Source organism: Tissierella praeacuta DSM 18095, assembly GCF_900128955.1.
Taxonomy (GTDB): domain Bacteria; phylum Bacillota; class Clostridia; order Tissierellales; family Tissierellaceae; genus Tissierella; species Tissierella praeacuta.
The window spans coordinates 37,506-55,041 of record NZ_FQTY01000013.1 but is presented as its reverse complement, the minus strand read 5'-3'; the positions used below and the strand labels follow the sequence as shown (position 1 = coordinate 55,041).

Genomic DNA, 17,536 nt, shown 5'->3' with positions numbered 1-17,536 from the left:
TGTCTAGTAATCATATTGCCTTTTTTACTAATTTCAATTTGTCCAATCTCTCTGAGAGGTACTGTAACACCTTGAGGCGTACGAATTTTTTATACCTTCCATGGCAATAGCATTGGTCATCACCCCTTATACTTATATCTAAAGGGGCAGCAGACCCTGTTGTTGCAGTGCCGCCTTGTTCTTTCACAACAAATTCCATTATACCAGGTATAGAAGATATATATTTTCTCAATGTATTTTGAAACTGCCATATTGTTTCTTCTCTTTCTTTTCTTGTATTTAGATTAATGGTCATAAAGGCTTGGTTTGTTCACATTAATCCAAAATCTCCTAACATGGTGTTATCCTTTTAAAATCCTATTTGTGCATCATAATTGATTATGTTTTCCTCTTTAGATAGATATTTTTCTATCTTATTTACTGCTTTCTTTGTATCTTGTATTTTGGTATTAGGCTCCATCTCAATACTTATATATGTGACTCCACTGTCGAATTTAAGTAACATCTCTACTCCATTTGAAGCTAGAAATTTTCCACTTAAAATCATCAGTATAACTAATATTATATAAATTATGGATTTATTATTCAAGGCAAACTTTAAAATACCAATATATATATTTAATACTAATGTTTTTTTCCATAATAATGCCCCCTCTAATTTATTATAATAAACATAATAAATTAGAGGGGGTATGCTGTGTAACATAAGTTACTTATTTTAATATTTCTATTGCCTTTTTAAGCTGCAAATCTTCTTTTTCTGTATTTTCTACTTTGATATCTGGTTCAACACCTTTTCCATTGATTGAAGTTTTATTTGGTAATAAGTATTCTGCTGTTGTCATCTTAATTACACTTCCATTATCCATACTTATAACTGTTTGAACTGTACCTTTTCCATAGGTAGTTGTACCTATTACTTTTCCAGCCTTTCTTTCTTTAACTGCTCCTGCCAATATTTCTGAGGCTGAAGCAGAATTTCCATTTATTAGAACTACTATTTCATATTTTGGTTTTTCTAATGTGGAAACATGAGTTATCAATGGTTTTTTATTTTGTTTTATATGGACTATTGGTCCTTTTTCTATAAATAAATCCGATATAGATACTACCTCAGTTAATAATCCTCCTGGATTGTTTCTTACATCTAATATTATTTTCTTTATATTTTTTTTATCCAGTTCTTTTAGAATTTTTTCTATTTCCTTAGAAACATTTTTTGTAAATTCTGCGATTTCTATATATCCTATTTTGTCATCTATTATTTTATAATCTACTGGTGATATACTTACAACTGCCCTTTTAACATTTATATCTAGCAACTTTTCTCCCCTTTTGATACTTAATTTAACTGTTGTATCTTTTGGACCTTGTATTAGTTTAGATACTTGTTGTAATGGCATATTAGCTATATCTTTATTATCTACTTTAATGATTAAGTCACCTTTTTTTACACCTGCTGCTTCTGCAGGCTGACCCTTTATTGTATCTCTAACACTTATATATCCTTCTTTTGGTTCTATATAAATACCTATTCCACTAAAGCTGCCTGTTAATTGCTTGTATAAATCCTGTGCTTCTTCTACATTATAATATGAGCTATATGGATCTAGGGATTCTAACATTCCTTTTAATGCTCCTTCTAGAATTTTACTATCTTTATATTCTAGAGGATATTCCTTTTTTATATAGCTATATACTTCTAAAAACAATTGTATATCCACATAGTCTTCATTGTTTAATTGTGCCTCTGCCATGGCTATAGTTGGAAAGAGTAATGTAAATATAAGTAATAATGATAATAATCTTTTCATAGTAAAACCTCCCTTTAGTATTAGAAATTAATTATATTCTCTCTATAATCTCTTTGTAAATCCTTTTCTAAGAATTGTAAAAATTTTACTATTAAAGTGGATGCTTCTGCTTTTGTTAGAACTTGATTTGGGTTTACTCTATTCATAGCATCACCTTCTACTATATTCATCTCTCTTGCCATATATATACTGTCTCTAGCCCAAGATGGAATATTTCTATCGTCAGAAAATGAAGTTATATAGCCTGGATTAGGTGCTCTGTTTTCAAATCCTAATGCACGAACTAAAATAGTTATTGCCTCAGCTCTTGTAAGAGATTTATTTGGCTCAAAAAAATTCTTGGATATTCCTGTAATTATTTTTTTATCTACTCCTGATTTTATATATTGATAATTTGTATCATTAACATCTATATCATTAAAATATGATTTTTCTGGAGGCGTATTTTTCTTTCTACGGCTTCTCCTTGTTTCTTCCATGGTAACTCTAATATCTGATGCCCTCATTATAGCCTTAGTAAATTCTAATCTGCTCATAGGTAAATTTGGACCAAATATATCACTATTATCATCAAATACATCTAGGGAATATAATTTTTTTATATTTTCTTCAGCCCAGTGCCCATTTACATCTCTAAATTTAGGCACTATTAACCTTTCAAGTCTTGGTACCATATCTTGATTTAAAGATACAGTTCCTCTTGCATCAGGTAATTTATAATCATATTTTGATACTACAGATTGATTGGTTATTCTAATATGTCCTCCATGAAAACTTGAAAAATTTGCATCATTTTCCGAATATCTAAGGGATTTTGTCATGCTGTCAGATACTTGGTGAGTATAAGAACCTTGCCATGATTTCCCTTTTTCATCTTTATCACCTAGTATATTAGCTGTTATAATATGGCTTATTATTTGTGTTTCTGTACTTCCCCAGAAATTTTCATATCCCACATTTCCACCTGTAATATCTATTATAACATTTCCCTTGTTTTTATTATATTCATAGTATTTTCTTGCCTTTATGTTACCTGAATAAAAGTCAGCCGCTGGTCTTTCATCTATTATATCAGATTTTGAAAATTGATAGTCTTCAAGGCTGTAGGTATCCTTGCCAAATTTTATATTCTCTTTATATTTAGTTACTGTAGTTTCTCCTATTGTCTGATTTACATTTGTATGTTTAGATAAGTTAGTTGTATAAGTTATTGTTCTGTCCAGCTTTCCATCTAAACTCGTATCTTCACTTTTTAATGTAAATTTGTAGGTTATAGATTCCTCTTTGTCTTTTATCTTTTCTGATACACTATATGTCCCTATAAATTTTATGGGTTTTCCAGTTATAAATACCATTTCTTGGTATTGATGTTCATTTTGTACACCACCTACATATTCAAGAGGTGTAGCAAAAGATTGATTTGGCACTAATATTGCTATTATTAATAGTAAAATAATTTTATTTTTCATCTTACACCTCATTTTATGATAATTACTTTCGCCATATTGCTATCCCTTACAAGATATAATCTGTCTCCGACTTTAATATCTTCGATATTAATCTTTGCTCCATCTTTAATAAGCATCGCTTCCTTTAGATATAGGTTCAATGAGGCATTGGCTGCCATCCATTCTTCATTCCTTGAACTCCAATTTTTAACATCTCTTAATTTAATTGTCCACCCTACAGATTTATCTAGCACTGGACCGCTCTCAACTACACCTATAGTTGTCCTTTGTCCATATAGAGAATCTAAGGTTTCTTTTACAAAGGCCACAGAAACTCTATCTCCATCTGTATATAGATAGCCATACCAGTCCCTTGGCTTTCTCTTTCTTGTATTATCCTCATCTACTGAATAATTAGCTGAGAAAAACTCCTTAGGAGATACTGCCTTTTTATTTTCCATATCATATATAAAAGTATCGTTATCATAGAACAGTTCCTTTTCTTCCCTAAAGGATTCCCATTCATTTTTATCTAGTAAAAAGAAGTTTCTTAGATATAATTTGTTTTGCAATATGGTATTTAGTCTTCCAGCATAGATATAATCTTGTCCTATATTAGAATTATTTATATCTTCATTATATATATATATAATATCCGCTGCAAGTTCACTACCCCTGCCATCTGCTATAATTAAACCATCAGACCCGGAATTTAGACTATAGGTATCTACCAATCTGCCAGATTTTATAACCATTGTCCCATCATGAAATTTAATATTTTTATTGTTGCCAAGCTCTAGTTGTGAAGCATATTGACTGACTTCCTTTATTTTATCAGAGAAAACAGTTTCATATTGGGATTTTACTACCATTTTTTCTATCTTTTCTTTACCAAAAAAGTCCTTCATTGCCATATAAACTGTTTTACCTTTATAATGTTTTAGATTTTTATAATTAATCTTTTGCCCTCCCACATATAGGGGAAGGTCTGCATTATAAGGAAGTCTCAAGTTTTTATCTAAACTTCTCCAATCACCATTTCTAAATACTTCTGGATTTTCCAATGCTATTATATCTTCTAATTCATCAACTACTGTAAGCTTTCCTCTATATAGTTCTTTAATTAGTATAGAATTGCCTTCTATTTCTAATCTGTTAATATAGGATGAGTCCATTTCATCAAAATAAAGCTTGACTCTATCTCCTATATATAAGGAGTTAGCATTTGTATTTTGCTTGTTTTTAGTAATTACTGTGGCAGGGGAAGTAAAATATACTTCCTCCTTGCCCGTTGGCAGCTTTATTTGAATTTGATCTCTGTCGATTTCTTTAACTACTCCTACCCGAACCTTCTCCCCTAGTTGTATATAACCAGGCATATCTCCTGAATAGGCATCCATATATTTTACACTTCTGCCTTGCAGTTCTATATATACTTCCATTCCTTTTTTAAAGTCCGTTATACTTACTGCACGTCCATCTATCTCTAATTTTACATCTTTAACTAGCGGTAGTTTATAGATATCTCCTCCATATTCTTCTACCACTATGTTATTTCTATTATATTCTATAAAATATCCTTCTACAATCCCTTGCTGAAATATATTTCTTGCACCAATCCCATTAGCAGTAGCAAAGCTTCCAGTTATTAATATTAGTAATATAATGGATATGGTTTTTCTCATATTATCGCCTACTTCCTATTACAGTATATAATCCAAGTCTATTAGGGTAGTTTACAGGAACCCATGTCTTGGTATTTTCATCATATCTAACCATTTGCACCCTATTTAATCTTCTATTCTGTACTTTTTGTGTATCAGTATCAAGGGTGAATTTTATATTACCTCTTAGGTAATCTATCTTACTTATGTCCTTATCTACATAGGTAGTCCCTTCTAATAAATATGTTTCTCCTACTATTGCTTCTCCTGACTTCACATTTGTATTTCCCTTATAGGCAGATACTTTAAATACCACTCCAGCATTGGAATTTTTCCTATTATCTTCCATAGTAGAATTTTTAAATATATTTGGGCTAAATTCCATTGTATAATCTTTTCCAAGAACTTTTATATTTCCAAAGGAATTTACCACAATCTCTGCAGGAATTCTAATGGTTATATCCTTTACTCCCGCTAACTCTCCCCTTGTTAAATCTATTGTCATTCCTTTGCTATTAAAATCTTCTGTACCTATGGAAATATCTGCCATTGTTCCATTTCTATTTATCACTGTATTTTCTCCAAGGCTACCATCTTCATCTTCCGGTCCTACTCCCCTGCCTGTGGTAACATAGTTACTCTTGGATTCATCTATTGGCTTTGATGTTCCATATTTACCTATTGCCCTTACTAAAAACTGATACTCTGTTCGCGATTTTATGTTTTGAACTACATAGGATGTTAACTCCGTTGTACCTATGAATTCAAATTTATCTCCATCTTCACTCATATATATTTCATATTCAAAGGCATCTTTAACTCCTGACCAATGGACTTTGATAAACTGGTCATATACCACTTCTGCTTCTACATTAAATGGTGCGTCCATATCTGGTATTCCATATCCTATATTATATACATCTGTTGCTCCCTTATCTGGATTGATGACTATTATACCTTTATCATCTAATTTCCCTTCTGGAGTAATTACAGTAATGGTTTGTCCATTTACCACTTCTACTTCTGTACCCTCTGTTCCAGATTCCAGTATATATTTTTTTGTTCCTATGGTAATTACTTCTCCTGTAGCTGGTGTTTTATCATCTACTAATTTTAATACTGGGTTAAATACAACCTTTGCTCCTTCCATAAAGTCACTGCCGATTATTTTTATTTTCTCTCCGCCTTCTATGGATAAGGTTTCCACCAATACTTTATTGTTATTAGGATTCACAACTGATGTTATCTTAGGATTACTTACATAGTTAAATCCATTTGGCAATTCTGCTATATTTCCATCGGGGTTTTCAACTTTTATAGTTGCAGGTCCAGCTGTATATGGTGGTGTTTTTAATATAATCTTATCATAGGCAATGGATATTATATTTTCCTGTGGCACTTGCACTTGTTTTGAGCCTTCTCCAAAGTATACTTTTAATTTCCCATTAGGTATTCCATCCATTTTTTCTCTAAAATCTTTACCTTCTATGGTTATAACAGTTCCACCTGATGTAGGTCCGAAATTTGGAGTTACCTTTGTTATAGTAAGCCCTGTACTTTCAGGAGTTGTAAACTTGATGAAAATAGGTTCTGAATTAGCAACTCCACCATCTTCATTTTCTACTACTACCCTATTATATGTGCCTATATATCTATTCTCTATTGCTGGCATTTTAAATATTAATCTATTTGATATTGAGTCTTCTTCTGGTTGATATTCTATTTTAGCATTTATAGTTATATCACCAATTTGAATTTTAACTGGCTTTCTAAAATCCTGCCCTATTATTTCTATAGTATTTCCACCTAAATAGTTTACTTCTACTATTGTTCTTCCATCTTCTACTTTATATCCTTCTTGTCCATCTCTTAATATATTTGTTATTTTAGGTTTGCTGTCTGGATTTTTGTAATTGAATTTTCCTGTAGCAACTCCATTATCTGGATTTGTTAAATTAACTTCAACTTCTCCTATAGTATAGTATGATGGAGTAATTACATTTATATGTCCTTGGTTTAGTACAGCAGCTTCTGGTGAGAAACCTCTGTCCAATCTTACCCTAAAAGTATTGCTGGCACCTTGGATTTTTTCTAATCTAATACGGACTAATTCATTTCCTTTATAATTTTCTCCTTTATCATTTTTTAATAAATTCAAAGGAAAGAATACTTCTTCATTGTTATATAAAATATTTTCTGCCGTATATTTTATATTATTATCTGTTACAGTCATACTAAGTTTTACATCTTTTCCTGTAGCATCATATTTTAACTCCAACTGCCCTGCCTTAGCTTGGGCAATTTTATCTCTTACCCTACCTGAGTTTGGATTGTCTAAAGGCAGATTTATATTAGTCATGTTTTCATCATTTGGCTTAGCAAATTGAATTTGTGCTATTTCTTTTAACTTTGGTAATGACTTCAAATCATCATATACCAATATATCTCCTTTTATAAACCCTTCCCCTAATATTTCCAGTTTATCTCCACCTTGTTTTCTACCTGTATTAGGTGTAATAGAGTTTATCTTGGGATTAGAAGACTCGTAGGTAAATATCAATTTATTAGATACTCCATAATCATTATTTACTAGATAAACTTCCGCTGACCCCTTTGCTCCCTTTGGTACTTCTATATCTATAGTTGAAGCTGTAAAGCTTTTTATTTTAGCTACTTTTCCACCAAAATATACTGTTGGTAAGATTGGAAGTACCTTTTCATCCCAATCAGGTTTTAGTTCATCCAATACTTTTTTATCTCTTAAATCATCCCATTTGCCATTGCCATTTTTATCAGTATAGGTTTCACCTTTATCCCAAGTACCGTTATTGTTGGCATCTCTAAATGGTTCAAAATATCTAAAATCAGAACCTTCTATGGTGACTATATCTCCTCCTGCTGCTGAGCCTTTGTTGAGGATTAACTTAGTTATCTTTGGATGTGATATTGGAATTATATAGGCAAAGCCATTTATTCTTCTATCAGAACCTCCATCAGGATTTATTACTATGACATTGACATATTTCCTATCCATATCAGTTTCTTTTGATAAATCTCCAGGATATTTTGGAACTTTTACTGTCATAGTATTTCCATTAGGGGAAACTACTACATCCTGTGATGGTACAGTTATTCCACCTATAATTACAGAAGTCTTTTCATTAGGTCCTCTATCTACAAAGTTTTCACCAGAGATAATGATATTATATTGTCCTTCTGTAGACCCTTCTGATGGAGTTATTTCTTTTATTTTTGGTGGTTTTTCATTGGGCTGGAAGAAATAGTAAAATCCAGCATTTCCTTTTCTCTCATCTTTTTTTGTATCTGGGTTCACTATGGCTATATCATAGTACCCTTCCCTAGACTGAGGTGGTACTTCAAAATATAGCTCATTATTATTTATTACTTTTACTCTATTTCCTGTAATGGTATCTACTCCATTAATTATCTCTGTAGAGTATGGCGTTTTTATAGTTAATGTTCTATCTTTTAGTTTTATATTTTCTTGGGATATTTGTAACTCAATTTGGGAATCCCCACCTTTTTTCCCATATAATTTATTTCCATCTGCTGTTATTTCATATATATCCTTGTCTCCATCAGTCAAATAATATTTTCCTGAAATAGTATCAAAGTATATTTTATAATATACTTGATTATCATCTTCTAAAATAATACTATGGTAATAGTCTGATACTATGACAGAGTTATCTTTTGCTAATAATATAGGCATATCACCTGGTGTTTTATATGGTTCTAGTATATTGTTTGTTGCATAGGTATTTATATCTTTTCCGCCTATGAATACTCTTGTACCTATAAGCTTCATAAACCCAATTCCATTCAAATCCTTTACCAATGGATTTGGTGGAACTAAATTTTGCCCTTTTAAATCTACTAAGGTATTTGCTGTGCCTTTTTTAGGATTGAAATCTGTTATCTTAGGATCTGTATAGGTTTTTACATATAAAAGTTTGTCATAAGTTGCTAAAGCACCATCATCATTCTGTACTATTAGTTGCACATACCCTTCAGGTTTAGGTGGTGCATCAAAGGTTATTTCTGTACCTGTACCATTTCTTTTGGCTGATGTTATCTTTTCTCCATCCATATATAGAGTGAATTTCTCAGCAAAGTTTTGACCTGAGATAATTATACCTTTTTCACCTGAAGTGGTTATAGTGTCTGGGGTTACATTGGTTATAAATGGAGTCTTATCACCCTCAGGTTTTATAAATTGAAATTTGTAGGTTGCTGAGGAACCTTCGTCTTGAGAGTCTGGTACTCTTATGGGGTTTGTAACCTTTAAGTCAAGTTGATTGTTTAATATATCTTCTTTTATCTTTTTACCTTTTGGTATTGTAAGAAGTATTTTGGTTCCTAGGTGATTCCCCTCTGTGCCATCTATTTCTATTCCTTGTTTGTCAAGAATTCTTACTTCTATATTTTCAGATTTGTCATTAGGATCTATTTTAAATTGACCGCCAAAATCAAATTTAGGATATTTATATTGTATATTTCCTTCTTTATCTTTATATCTATACAATAAAAAATTTTCTCCTATTATAGCTACTTTCAATCCTTCCATAGCATGAAAATTACTGTCCACAGGAATCTTATCTGGCACTACGGATATAATTTTGGGAACATAATCCAACGCTTCATAGGTAAATCCGTTTTTTAATGTGTAGGTTTCAAATATCTCAGTTTTCTTTGTTACTCCATTTTCTTTATATTCAATAGTTGTAGTTATTTCTGCTATAACATCGTATACCAGTTTTTCCTTATCAAAATTTTCTCCTACCTTTATATTGATATAATCATATACTGCTTGATTCAAGTCAGAGTCTTCTCTAAAGGTAACTTCTCCACCTATTAGAAACCTTATTTCTCTTTCTAGCTTTTCAACTTCTACACCATTTTCTCCTATCATCTTATATTTTCCACCAGTATATTTTACCAGCATTTTATTGGTGTTTGTAGTTATATCTATATTGTCATCCCTGTTCCCATTTTCATAAATATCAGGACTTATTCTAGCTATATTTATGCCTTTAATCACAGCATCAACACCCTTTGATGAACCTTTGTTTGGGTCTATACTGTCTATCAATACCATGTTCTTTCTGTCTATTACTATGAATTTAGTTTCTAATACTTTATAGCTCTTTATTTGACTTTTAATATCCTTTGTTGGGTTAACTTCATTTGTAAGAACTACATAGTAAGAACCTGGTGTCAGTGCTTTTGGTACTGTAAAACTAAATATATCTTTTTTTAGCTTATCATCTCTACGATAATTTTCATTTATAGCCATATGAGAAGCTAGATATGGTTCATCTAAGTTTTTTAGAAAAAATATACTCATTTCACTTGTTGGTTTTAAATTATCAGCTTGAAGCATTGCTGTACTTTCTACTGGTCCTTGGGTTGGTATAAGGTCTATCTTTTCTGATACGTCTAGCTTATTTAATAATGAAAACATATCCATATATTTATGGGAGATTGTAAGGTCTGCATTTTTACCATCTGCCTTTTTTAGATTATCAACAGTTCCCTTTTTTTCGAATTCAACAGACCATATTCCAGTTTTTCCTTTTAATTCTGTAGATTCTAGTTCTGTAGAGCTTCCAACCTTTTTTGATATAGGACGTCTTGTATTACCTTGAAATATATAGGCTTTTAAATTGTCTGAAAGTTTATCAAAGCCACTGCCTGTCAATGTAATTTTCGCTTCACCTGTACTGTCTACTATGCCAGTCGTTGGTGTTTTATTGGTAATAAATGGCATGTCCTCTTCTGATATATCTACTTGTTTTCCATCTATAAATAAATTTCCTGTTATTTCACTTGGTTGTAATTCATATTGAAGCATAGTCTTTGAGATATATGTTGGGTTAAATGACTTTACTTTATTATCTTCACCCATTATACCGACTTCTACTATATTTTTGCCTTCTATTGTAAAGTTATCTCCTGTAATTAATATAATATATTCTTCTACTCCGTATAAGTCTTTAAACTTTTTAGTAACTATAATCGAATTAAATACAGGTTCTAAAGGTGCTGCATATATTGCTAAGTCACTTATAGGAAGACTTGATAATATAATCATTATGGCTAAAATTAAGCTTAATCTTTTCTTCAATTAATTCACCCCTTATTGAACTATTACAAAAATACCTGGTTTGCTACTCATTCCTTTTACTTTTCCATTTATTAAATCTATTATATATGGAACATCTTCAAATCTTCTATTTGATTCATCATATCTTAAAATCCTTAGTCTACTTCCATCAGAATCAAAATATGGTATCTCTATGGTTAAATTAGTAAAATCAAAATTAGCTCCTGATACTTCTATGAAATTTGATTTTATATTTTTTCCGACTAATTTTTTCTTTAATATATCTGCCATACTAGGCTCTACCTTGCCTACACGAAGCTCTATATATCTTTCATCATAGTTATTACTAAGTCTTAGAGAGTTTATACTGACATTTACCCATTTTGATTTAAGCCTGAGTTCTCCTAAACTATCTCTATATGATATAGGATATTCTATACTTCTTACCCAAGTATTACTCCCCATTAATTCATCTAAGTCTATTTCTAAATATCTATTATCTGTATATTTAGAGCTTAGTTCCAATATGTCCTTACTCTTACCTATATTTCCCTTTACCATGCCCTTTGAACTATCATCTTTTACTCTATATTCTTCATTTGGTATATAATCACCTTCCTCTACTACAGAAAATACTCCATAGACCATTTGAGTTTCATAGGAATTTCCATTACTTACTATTATATCATAGACCCCTACTGGTAATCTTCTATTTCTCGGTAAATATATATACATGGTACTATTATTATTTCTAATATCTATACTTGAAGGACTATAATACTTACCATTCATATTCCTAAACTCCACAAATGTGTCATCATGAAACATTGACCCATCTATTACTATTGGATAATTCCAATCATAGTATTCTGGTATAGAACCTTCATATAACTTTTCTGCCTTTGGAAAATAATTAGTGCTAAATGTCCATTTATAGCATCTATTTTTCTCTGTTTCTATATCTGAATATTCTACTATGGAATCTTCTGGTATATATACTTCATATTTTTGATTATCATCTAATTTATCTATTAAAGGTATATAAACTTTAAACCTATTTGTTGAATATTTATTTGTTGATAACTCTCTCTTATATACTATTTGTTTGTTCTTATCTATTAAATTAGTTTTATCTCCTATTACATTTACTTGTATACCATGACTTATACTGTCTTTCATCTTCAATGTACTTCCTATGTCTTCAAAAACTACTTCTATATAATAACCTTTTTCCTCTGGATTGGTGAATTTCTCATATAATATTTCTGGATCAAAATAATCATGCTCATCCCTGGGTGTTGTATCTATTACCTTTGGTCTATCTTTTACTATAATCCTTTGCTCTACCTTATGTATTGTGGCTGAGTTTCCTATTTCAAAATCTATATATATATCATAGACTCCTGCACTGGTATAAGTTTTTTTACATTCTTTATCATTGATTACTTTGGCAAATTCTTTTTTTGCTTCGTCATCCATAGTTCCAGTTATCTTGGTTATATCGTGAAACTTCAAGTTTTCTACATTACCTGTTTTTCTTGGTATTGTAATGGTTTTATTGTCCTTTTCCCTTACAAATCTTAACTGTTTAATATCATTAGAAAAGTTATAGCCTGTTATAGTAAATTCCATATTTTTATTTGTAGGTGTAAAATCTGTAATTAAAAATGGTCTGTCATATGAACCTACTATTTCTTTTTTATTTGTTACTTCAAACTTGTATATACCCCTTTGTGTAATATTTATCCCTTCACCATTTGTAGTAAAAGTATAATTTATTGAACCACTACTTCTACTTTGATTGAAAAAAAATCCACTTGGTATATAAATGTTATAGTAGGTATCTTTTGTAAGAATAAATGGCTTTAAACCAGCAGGATTTAATGGATTCTCTTTTATCTTAATCTCTACTCTGTTAAGGTCATTATTGTATTCTATTGTATATTTAAAATTACCATTTGAATCCACATGATTTTGCTCTTTCCCATTGGCAATAATTTTGATTATATTATGCAAGTTTTTTAAATCAAATTTATCACCATCTACTTTATAACTAGGCTCATGTTCTATATATATATAGGAAATATTATAATCTATATTTTTATCTCCCTCCAATATATTTTGTTTATCTGTATATACTCTTTTTATTATTTTCTCTTCTTCTCCCCCTGCGTATGAACTCCATTGAGGAAATATAATAAGTATTAAATTTATTGCTAAAATCATATAAAACATCTTTTTTTTCATGAAATAAAATCCCTCCCAAAATATAATTCTAAGTATATTTATCGGCAAATTAATCCAAAATCTTTAGGATAATACAATAAGTACCAAAACGGTACAAGGTTTTGGTACTTATTGCTTTTTAAATATATTTTTACCTGTATCTGTATAAACAGATAATCCTTTTTTCTTTAGTTTCTTGGATAAATCTGTTTTTGCTCTTTCTTTGTCTAGTATTACACCTACATGGGGGTGCATTGTGACAAAGTCTAGAATTTCTTCATCCGTATAATTTTCTTCCATTGGATTTAAAATTACCTTGTTAAACCCTCTATAAGTTACTGTTAAATATTGACGAAAGTTTTTTATTTCTACTATGCATCTGTCTATTAATACTGGATAATTTTTAAATGCATTTACAAAAACTTTGTTATCCACTTCTCCATGACGGAGAATTATATATGCATCTTTATGTTTATCCATCCATTCTATAAGGTCTTCTATTGTCATTTGAGTTTTATTTTCTTTCATTTTCAACTCTTTGAATTCCTCTAAGGTTAACCTTCTATCCTTTGGATTTTCAAATAAATTGTCATAATACCAATACCAATCCTTTAAAAGGATTATCCCATCATCTACTGTTAATTCTATATCTACTGCCAATACTCTATGCCCTTTATCATAAGCTTTGTTTAGCTCTTCTAGGGAATTATAGTAAAAAGAGACTATTTTTTTATTTTTTAATATATTTTGTTCTGTAAAAATGCTTAAATCTATTTCTCCATTATTATCTATATAATATCTTAGTAAATCCTTTTTTAAAATAAAATCGGATTTATTGATTTCTTTAATTATTTCATCATACATTTTACGAAATTCATTCTTATCTAATTCTTCTCTTGTATTTAAATCATAGGCTTTACTATGGTCAAAGAGTCCATCCCTTGCCATTACAAACATGGTATCTTTACCTATGAATGAACCTTTTAGTAAATATGTCTGTGGAAATACATAGTTTTCTTCTTTATAATTTGTTAAATCTCTGCCTAGCATTAATCCCTTTTCATTTTTATATCCCATTATATTTAACATAGTAGGATAAAAGTCTATTGGACTCCCTACAGTGGAAATGGTCTCATTAATTTCTTCTCCAGGCACATGGATTATAAGAGGTATATTCATCATGGAGTCATAATCATATTTATACCCTAGAAGTTCTGTCATTATATTATCTATCTCTTCCTCTCCATTTTGTATTGCAAAATGATCTCCATATAAGGCTATGACAGTATTATCATATAGCCCCTCCCTTTTTAAATCTTCTAAAAACTTGCCTATTTCCTTATCTGCATAATGTATTGCTTGTAAATAATTACCTAATATTGTGTCTTGATGTTCTTGTTTAATCTTTAGCATACAATACTCTTCTGGAATGTTAAAAGGAGAATGGGATGTAAGAGTTACAATAAATGCATAAAATGGATTAGAATTTATACTTTCTAATTCCTTTAAATATTCTATGCTTTGTTTTAGGAAGTCCTCATCTCTTATTCCAAATCCAATTATTTCTTCAAAATTATAATCTTCCTCAGAAATAAATCTTTGAAATCCTTGACTTACATATGCCATTTCTCTATTCCAAAAGTCTTTTTTATATCCATGCATTGCCCACGCAGTATATCCTCTATCCCTAAGCAGCCAAGGAAGACCATAAAATCTATTACCTTCATATTGGCTGTAAGTAGGTTCTTCTAAAGAAGGGTGCAGAGAGTTATGACTTACAAATTCTGCATCAGAAGTATTGCCCCTTCCTATTAACTGATAGTATCTATTATAGTATAAAGAGGAATTATCCTTTATGAGTCTATTTAGGTTTGGTGTGATTTCTTGATTATTATAGTTTAAATTAATGACAAAACTTTGTAATGCTTCTACTTGTAATACTATAAGGTTTTTATCCTTCCCTATTCCTGTTAATTTCCCATCTTTTAAATTTGTTCTATTCTTTATATCTTCTAAATCTTCCATTGTAAAATCAATATTTTTTCGGTTTTTAGATTTATTTATATTTTTAGCTATATCTGATATATGATAAAAATATAGCTCCTGTGCTGTTAGTGACTGTATCTGTCCAATTGTATTTACATGAATTATTGCCAATGCCATTATGGTAAGTATAATATGATTCCAACAGGGGGTAGGAGTGGAAATCCTATTGAAAAAATCTAATGATAAAAAAATTAATATAGGTATATCTACTATTAACAATATATTTTTCATATTTATTAAGGACTTTATATTATCTCCAAGTACTGTAAGTTGCTTGGCTTGTCCCAGCATTGCAACAGAAGGCAATACTTGAAATTGGGAATAGTAAAGAGCATCTATAAACATAGTAAATGATATTATGGAATAGAATATCATGAATATTGTATTTTTATGTTTTAATTTTGTCTGTTTAATCAAAGATATAAAGCCTATTGTAATCATGGATGTAATGATTAGTATTAAAATCCTATTAAATTGAACATCAGTCATATTTAAAAATAGTATAGTTTTTAGTATAAATAGTATCAAAATCATTTCTTCCTCCTAAATATAGTAATAGGTTCTCCACTCCATTAGTTGGAAGGGAAAACCTATTGCTTTAATTCTTTGATTAGAATTTTTATCTTACTGCTTTTAATAAAGCTATATCATGTGCATTTTTAGTTGTAATTATTTCCATAGCATTCAAATCCTGACGAAGTTCCTTAACTTCATCATATACTGACTGTATTTCTACTTTTAATTCTTCAGACAATAACTCAAGATCTTCTTTTGTTGCCATAGTGGCTTTAACTTCTTGTAAATCACTTTTAACTTCTTGTAAATCTGACTTTGTTGCCATCGTATCCCTTACTTCTTGGATTTCTCCTTTAAGTTCTGTCCTTACTCCCTGAATTTCTCCTTTAAGTTCTGTCCTTACTCCCTGAATTTCTCCTTTAAGCTCTGTCCTTACTCCCTGAATTTCTTCTTTAAGCTCTGTCCTTACTCCTTGAATTTCTTCTTTAAGTTCTATCCTTACTCCTTGAATTTCTTCTTTAAGTTCTATCCTTACTCCTTGAATTTCTTCTTTAAGCTCTGTTTTTAGGTTAAGCATTTCCACATAAAGCTTTTCTAATAAGTCAAAAACCTTTTCTTCCATATGGATTCTCCTCTCCATTTATCCTTAAATAAATTATATCATTTATAAAAAATACTAGCAAGAAAGAATACAGTTTTCCATAGGAGAATGTCCCTTGTCACTCTAAATTAAATTCAAGAAGTTTTTGTATCCTATCTTTTCTATATCTTCTTTTGAAAAACCTCTTTCTTGAAGCTTTAGTATTAGATTATTTCCTTTAGATATATCTTCTATTCCTAAAGTACCTACATAAGGATCTTCGGTGAAGGTATCTGCCGTATCATTTCCAATATATTCAAAAAAATCAAAACCTAAGGCAACATGATCTATTCCTATAAGATTTACAATATGTTCTATATGATTTATTAAATAATCAATAGTCCTTTTATCATGTTCTAAATTTATAAACTCATTAAATGCATTAATACCTACAAGTCCACCTTTTTCACCAATAGCTTTTATTTGTTCATCAGTAAGGTTTCTAGGAACATTACATAATGCCCTTGAGTTTGAATGTGATGCTATAAAAGGTTTTGTGGCTATATTATAAATATCCCAAAAGGTTTTATCATTAGCATGTGATACATCTAAAATCATTCCTAATGACTCCATAATCTTAACTGCATCTTTGCCTAAAGTGGTAAGTCCCCTATTTACATCTCCTTTAACTCCTGTTGCTAGGGCATTTTGTTCATTCCAAGTTAGAGTCGCATGTCTAAATCCCAGTTGATATAGGGTATAAATAGTTTCTACATCTTCTCCAATACCACTTAAACCTTCTAGTCCTAATAATACAGCAAGTTTATTTTCCTCAATAGCTTGATAAAAGTCATTTCTATTATATATTATTTTCAATATATCTTGATTTTCCCATATTTCAGTATTCATTGCCTTAATACTTTCAATAAGTCTTTCTTTTGGTCTTTCATCATGGGGAGGATCAATCCATATGACAAATACCCCTCCAACCATGTTCCCCTTTTTAAATCTTTCTAAATGATAATCTCTAATAATATTTTTCAAACCCATTTGCCTTTTTACTGTAACATCTGTCCATATATCTCCATGTATGTCAAATAGCATAAGTTGACCTC

Annotated in this window: 10 protein-coding genes; all 10 read right to left on the bottom strand. The window is 30.3% G+C overall.

Translation table 11 applies throughout. The annotated features are described in order from the left end of the window. Positions 1–10: 10 nt before the first annotated feature. The gene (locus BUB33_RS11735) at positions 11–295 is read right to left on the bottom strand and encodes a hypothetical protein (RefSeq protein ID WP_072976586.1); all 285 of its coding nucleotides are present in this window, start codon (positions 293–295) and stop codon (positions 11–13) included. Positions 296–349: 54 nt separating this feature from the next. Then, positions 350–706 carry an efflux RND transporter permease subunit gene (locus BUB33_RS11730; protein WP_072976584.1) on the bottom strand — a complete coding sequence of 119 codons (357 nt, stop codon included), beginning with the start codon at positions 704–706 and terminating at the stop codon, positions 350–352. Between the two features lie 7 nt (positions 707–713). After that, entirely contained in the window at positions 714–1,814 is a 1,101-nt protein-coding gene (locus tag BUB33_RS11725) for a S41 family peptidase (RefSeq protein WP_072976582.1), read from the bottom strand. A 20-nt stretch (positions 1,815–1,834) separates the two neighbouring features. Further along, entirely contained in the window at positions 1,835–3,283 is a 1,449-nt protein-coding gene (locus tag BUB33_RS11720) for an S-layer homology domain-containing protein (RefSeq protein WP_084725417.1), read from the bottom strand. A gap of 8 nt (positions 3,284–3,291) precedes the next feature. After that, complete coding sequence (locus tag BUB33_RS11715) at positions 3,292–4,947, bottom strand: hypothetical protein (RefSeq protein WP_072976578.1); 1,656 nt, start codon at positions 4,945–4,947, stop codon at positions 3,292–3,294. A gap of 1 nt (position 4,948) precedes the next feature. Continuing rightward, entirely contained in the window at positions 4,949–11,074 is a 6,126-nt protein-coding gene (locus tag BUB33_RS11710; RefSeq protein ID WP_072976576.1) for an IPT/TIG domain-containing protein, read from the bottom strand. A 12-nt stretch (positions 11,075–11,086) separates the two neighbouring features. Then, entirely contained in the window at positions 11,087–13,300 is a 2,214-nt protein-coding gene (locus tag BUB33_RS11705; protein WP_072976573.1) for a hypothetical protein, read from the bottom strand. A gap of 108 nt (positions 13,301–13,408) precedes the next feature. Next, positions 13,409–15,859: a sulfatase-like hydrolase/transferase gene (locus tag BUB33_RS11700; protein WP_072976571.1), complete on the bottom strand. Its 2,451-nt coding sequence runs from the start codon at positions 15,857–15,859 to the stop codon at positions 13,409–13,411. Positions 15,860–15,944: 85 nt separating this feature from the next. After that, positions 15,945–16,463, bottom strand: a complete 519-nt coding sequence (locus BUB33_RS11695) for a hypothetical protein (protein ID WP_072976569.1) — start codon at positions 16,461–16,463, stop codon at positions 15,945–15,947. Between the two features lie 102 nt (positions 16,464–16,565). Continuing rightward, positions 16,566–17,525 carry a dipeptidase gene (locus BUB33_RS11690; RefSeq protein WP_072976567.1) on the bottom strand — a complete coding sequence of 320 codons (960 nt, stop codon included), beginning with the start codon at positions 17,523–17,525 and terminating at the stop codon, positions 16,566–16,568. Positions 17,526–17,536: the final 11 nt, after the last annotated feature.

Coding starts and splice junctions, on each gene's coding strand:
- BUB33_RS11735 (WP_072976586.1), bottom strand. CDS start 295: ATGACCATTAATCTAAATACAAGAAAAGAAAGAGAAGAAACAATATGG.
- BUB33_RS11730 (WP_072976584.1), bottom strand. CDS start 706: ATGTTACACAGCATACCCCCTCTAATTTATTATGTTTATTATAATAAA.
- BUB33_RS11725 (WP_072976582.1), bottom strand. CDS start 1,814: ATGAAAAGATTATTATCATTATTACTTATATTTACATTACTCTTTCCA.
- BUB33_RS11720 (WP_084725417.1), bottom strand. CDS start 3,283: ATGAAAAATAAAATTATTTTACTATTAATAATAGCAATATTAGTGCCA.
- BUB33_RS11715 (WP_072976578.1), bottom strand. CDS start 4,947: ATGAGAAAAACCATATCCATTATATTACTAATATTAATAACTGGAAGC.
- BUB33_RS11705 (WP_072976573.1), bottom strand. CDS start 13,300: ATGAAAAAAAAGATGTTTTATATGATTTTAGCAATAAATTTAATACTT.
- BUB33_RS11700 (WP_072976571.1), bottom strand. CDS start 15,859: ATGATTTTGATACTATTTATACTAAAAACTATACTATTTTTAAATATG.
- BUB33_RS11695 (WP_072976569.1), bottom strand. CDS start 16,463: ATGGAAGAAAAGGTTTTTGACTTATTAGAAAAGCTTTATGTGGAAATG.
- BUB33_RS11690 (WP_072976567.1), bottom strand. CDS start 17,525: ATGCTATTTGACATACATGGAGATATATGGACAGATGTTACAGTAAAA.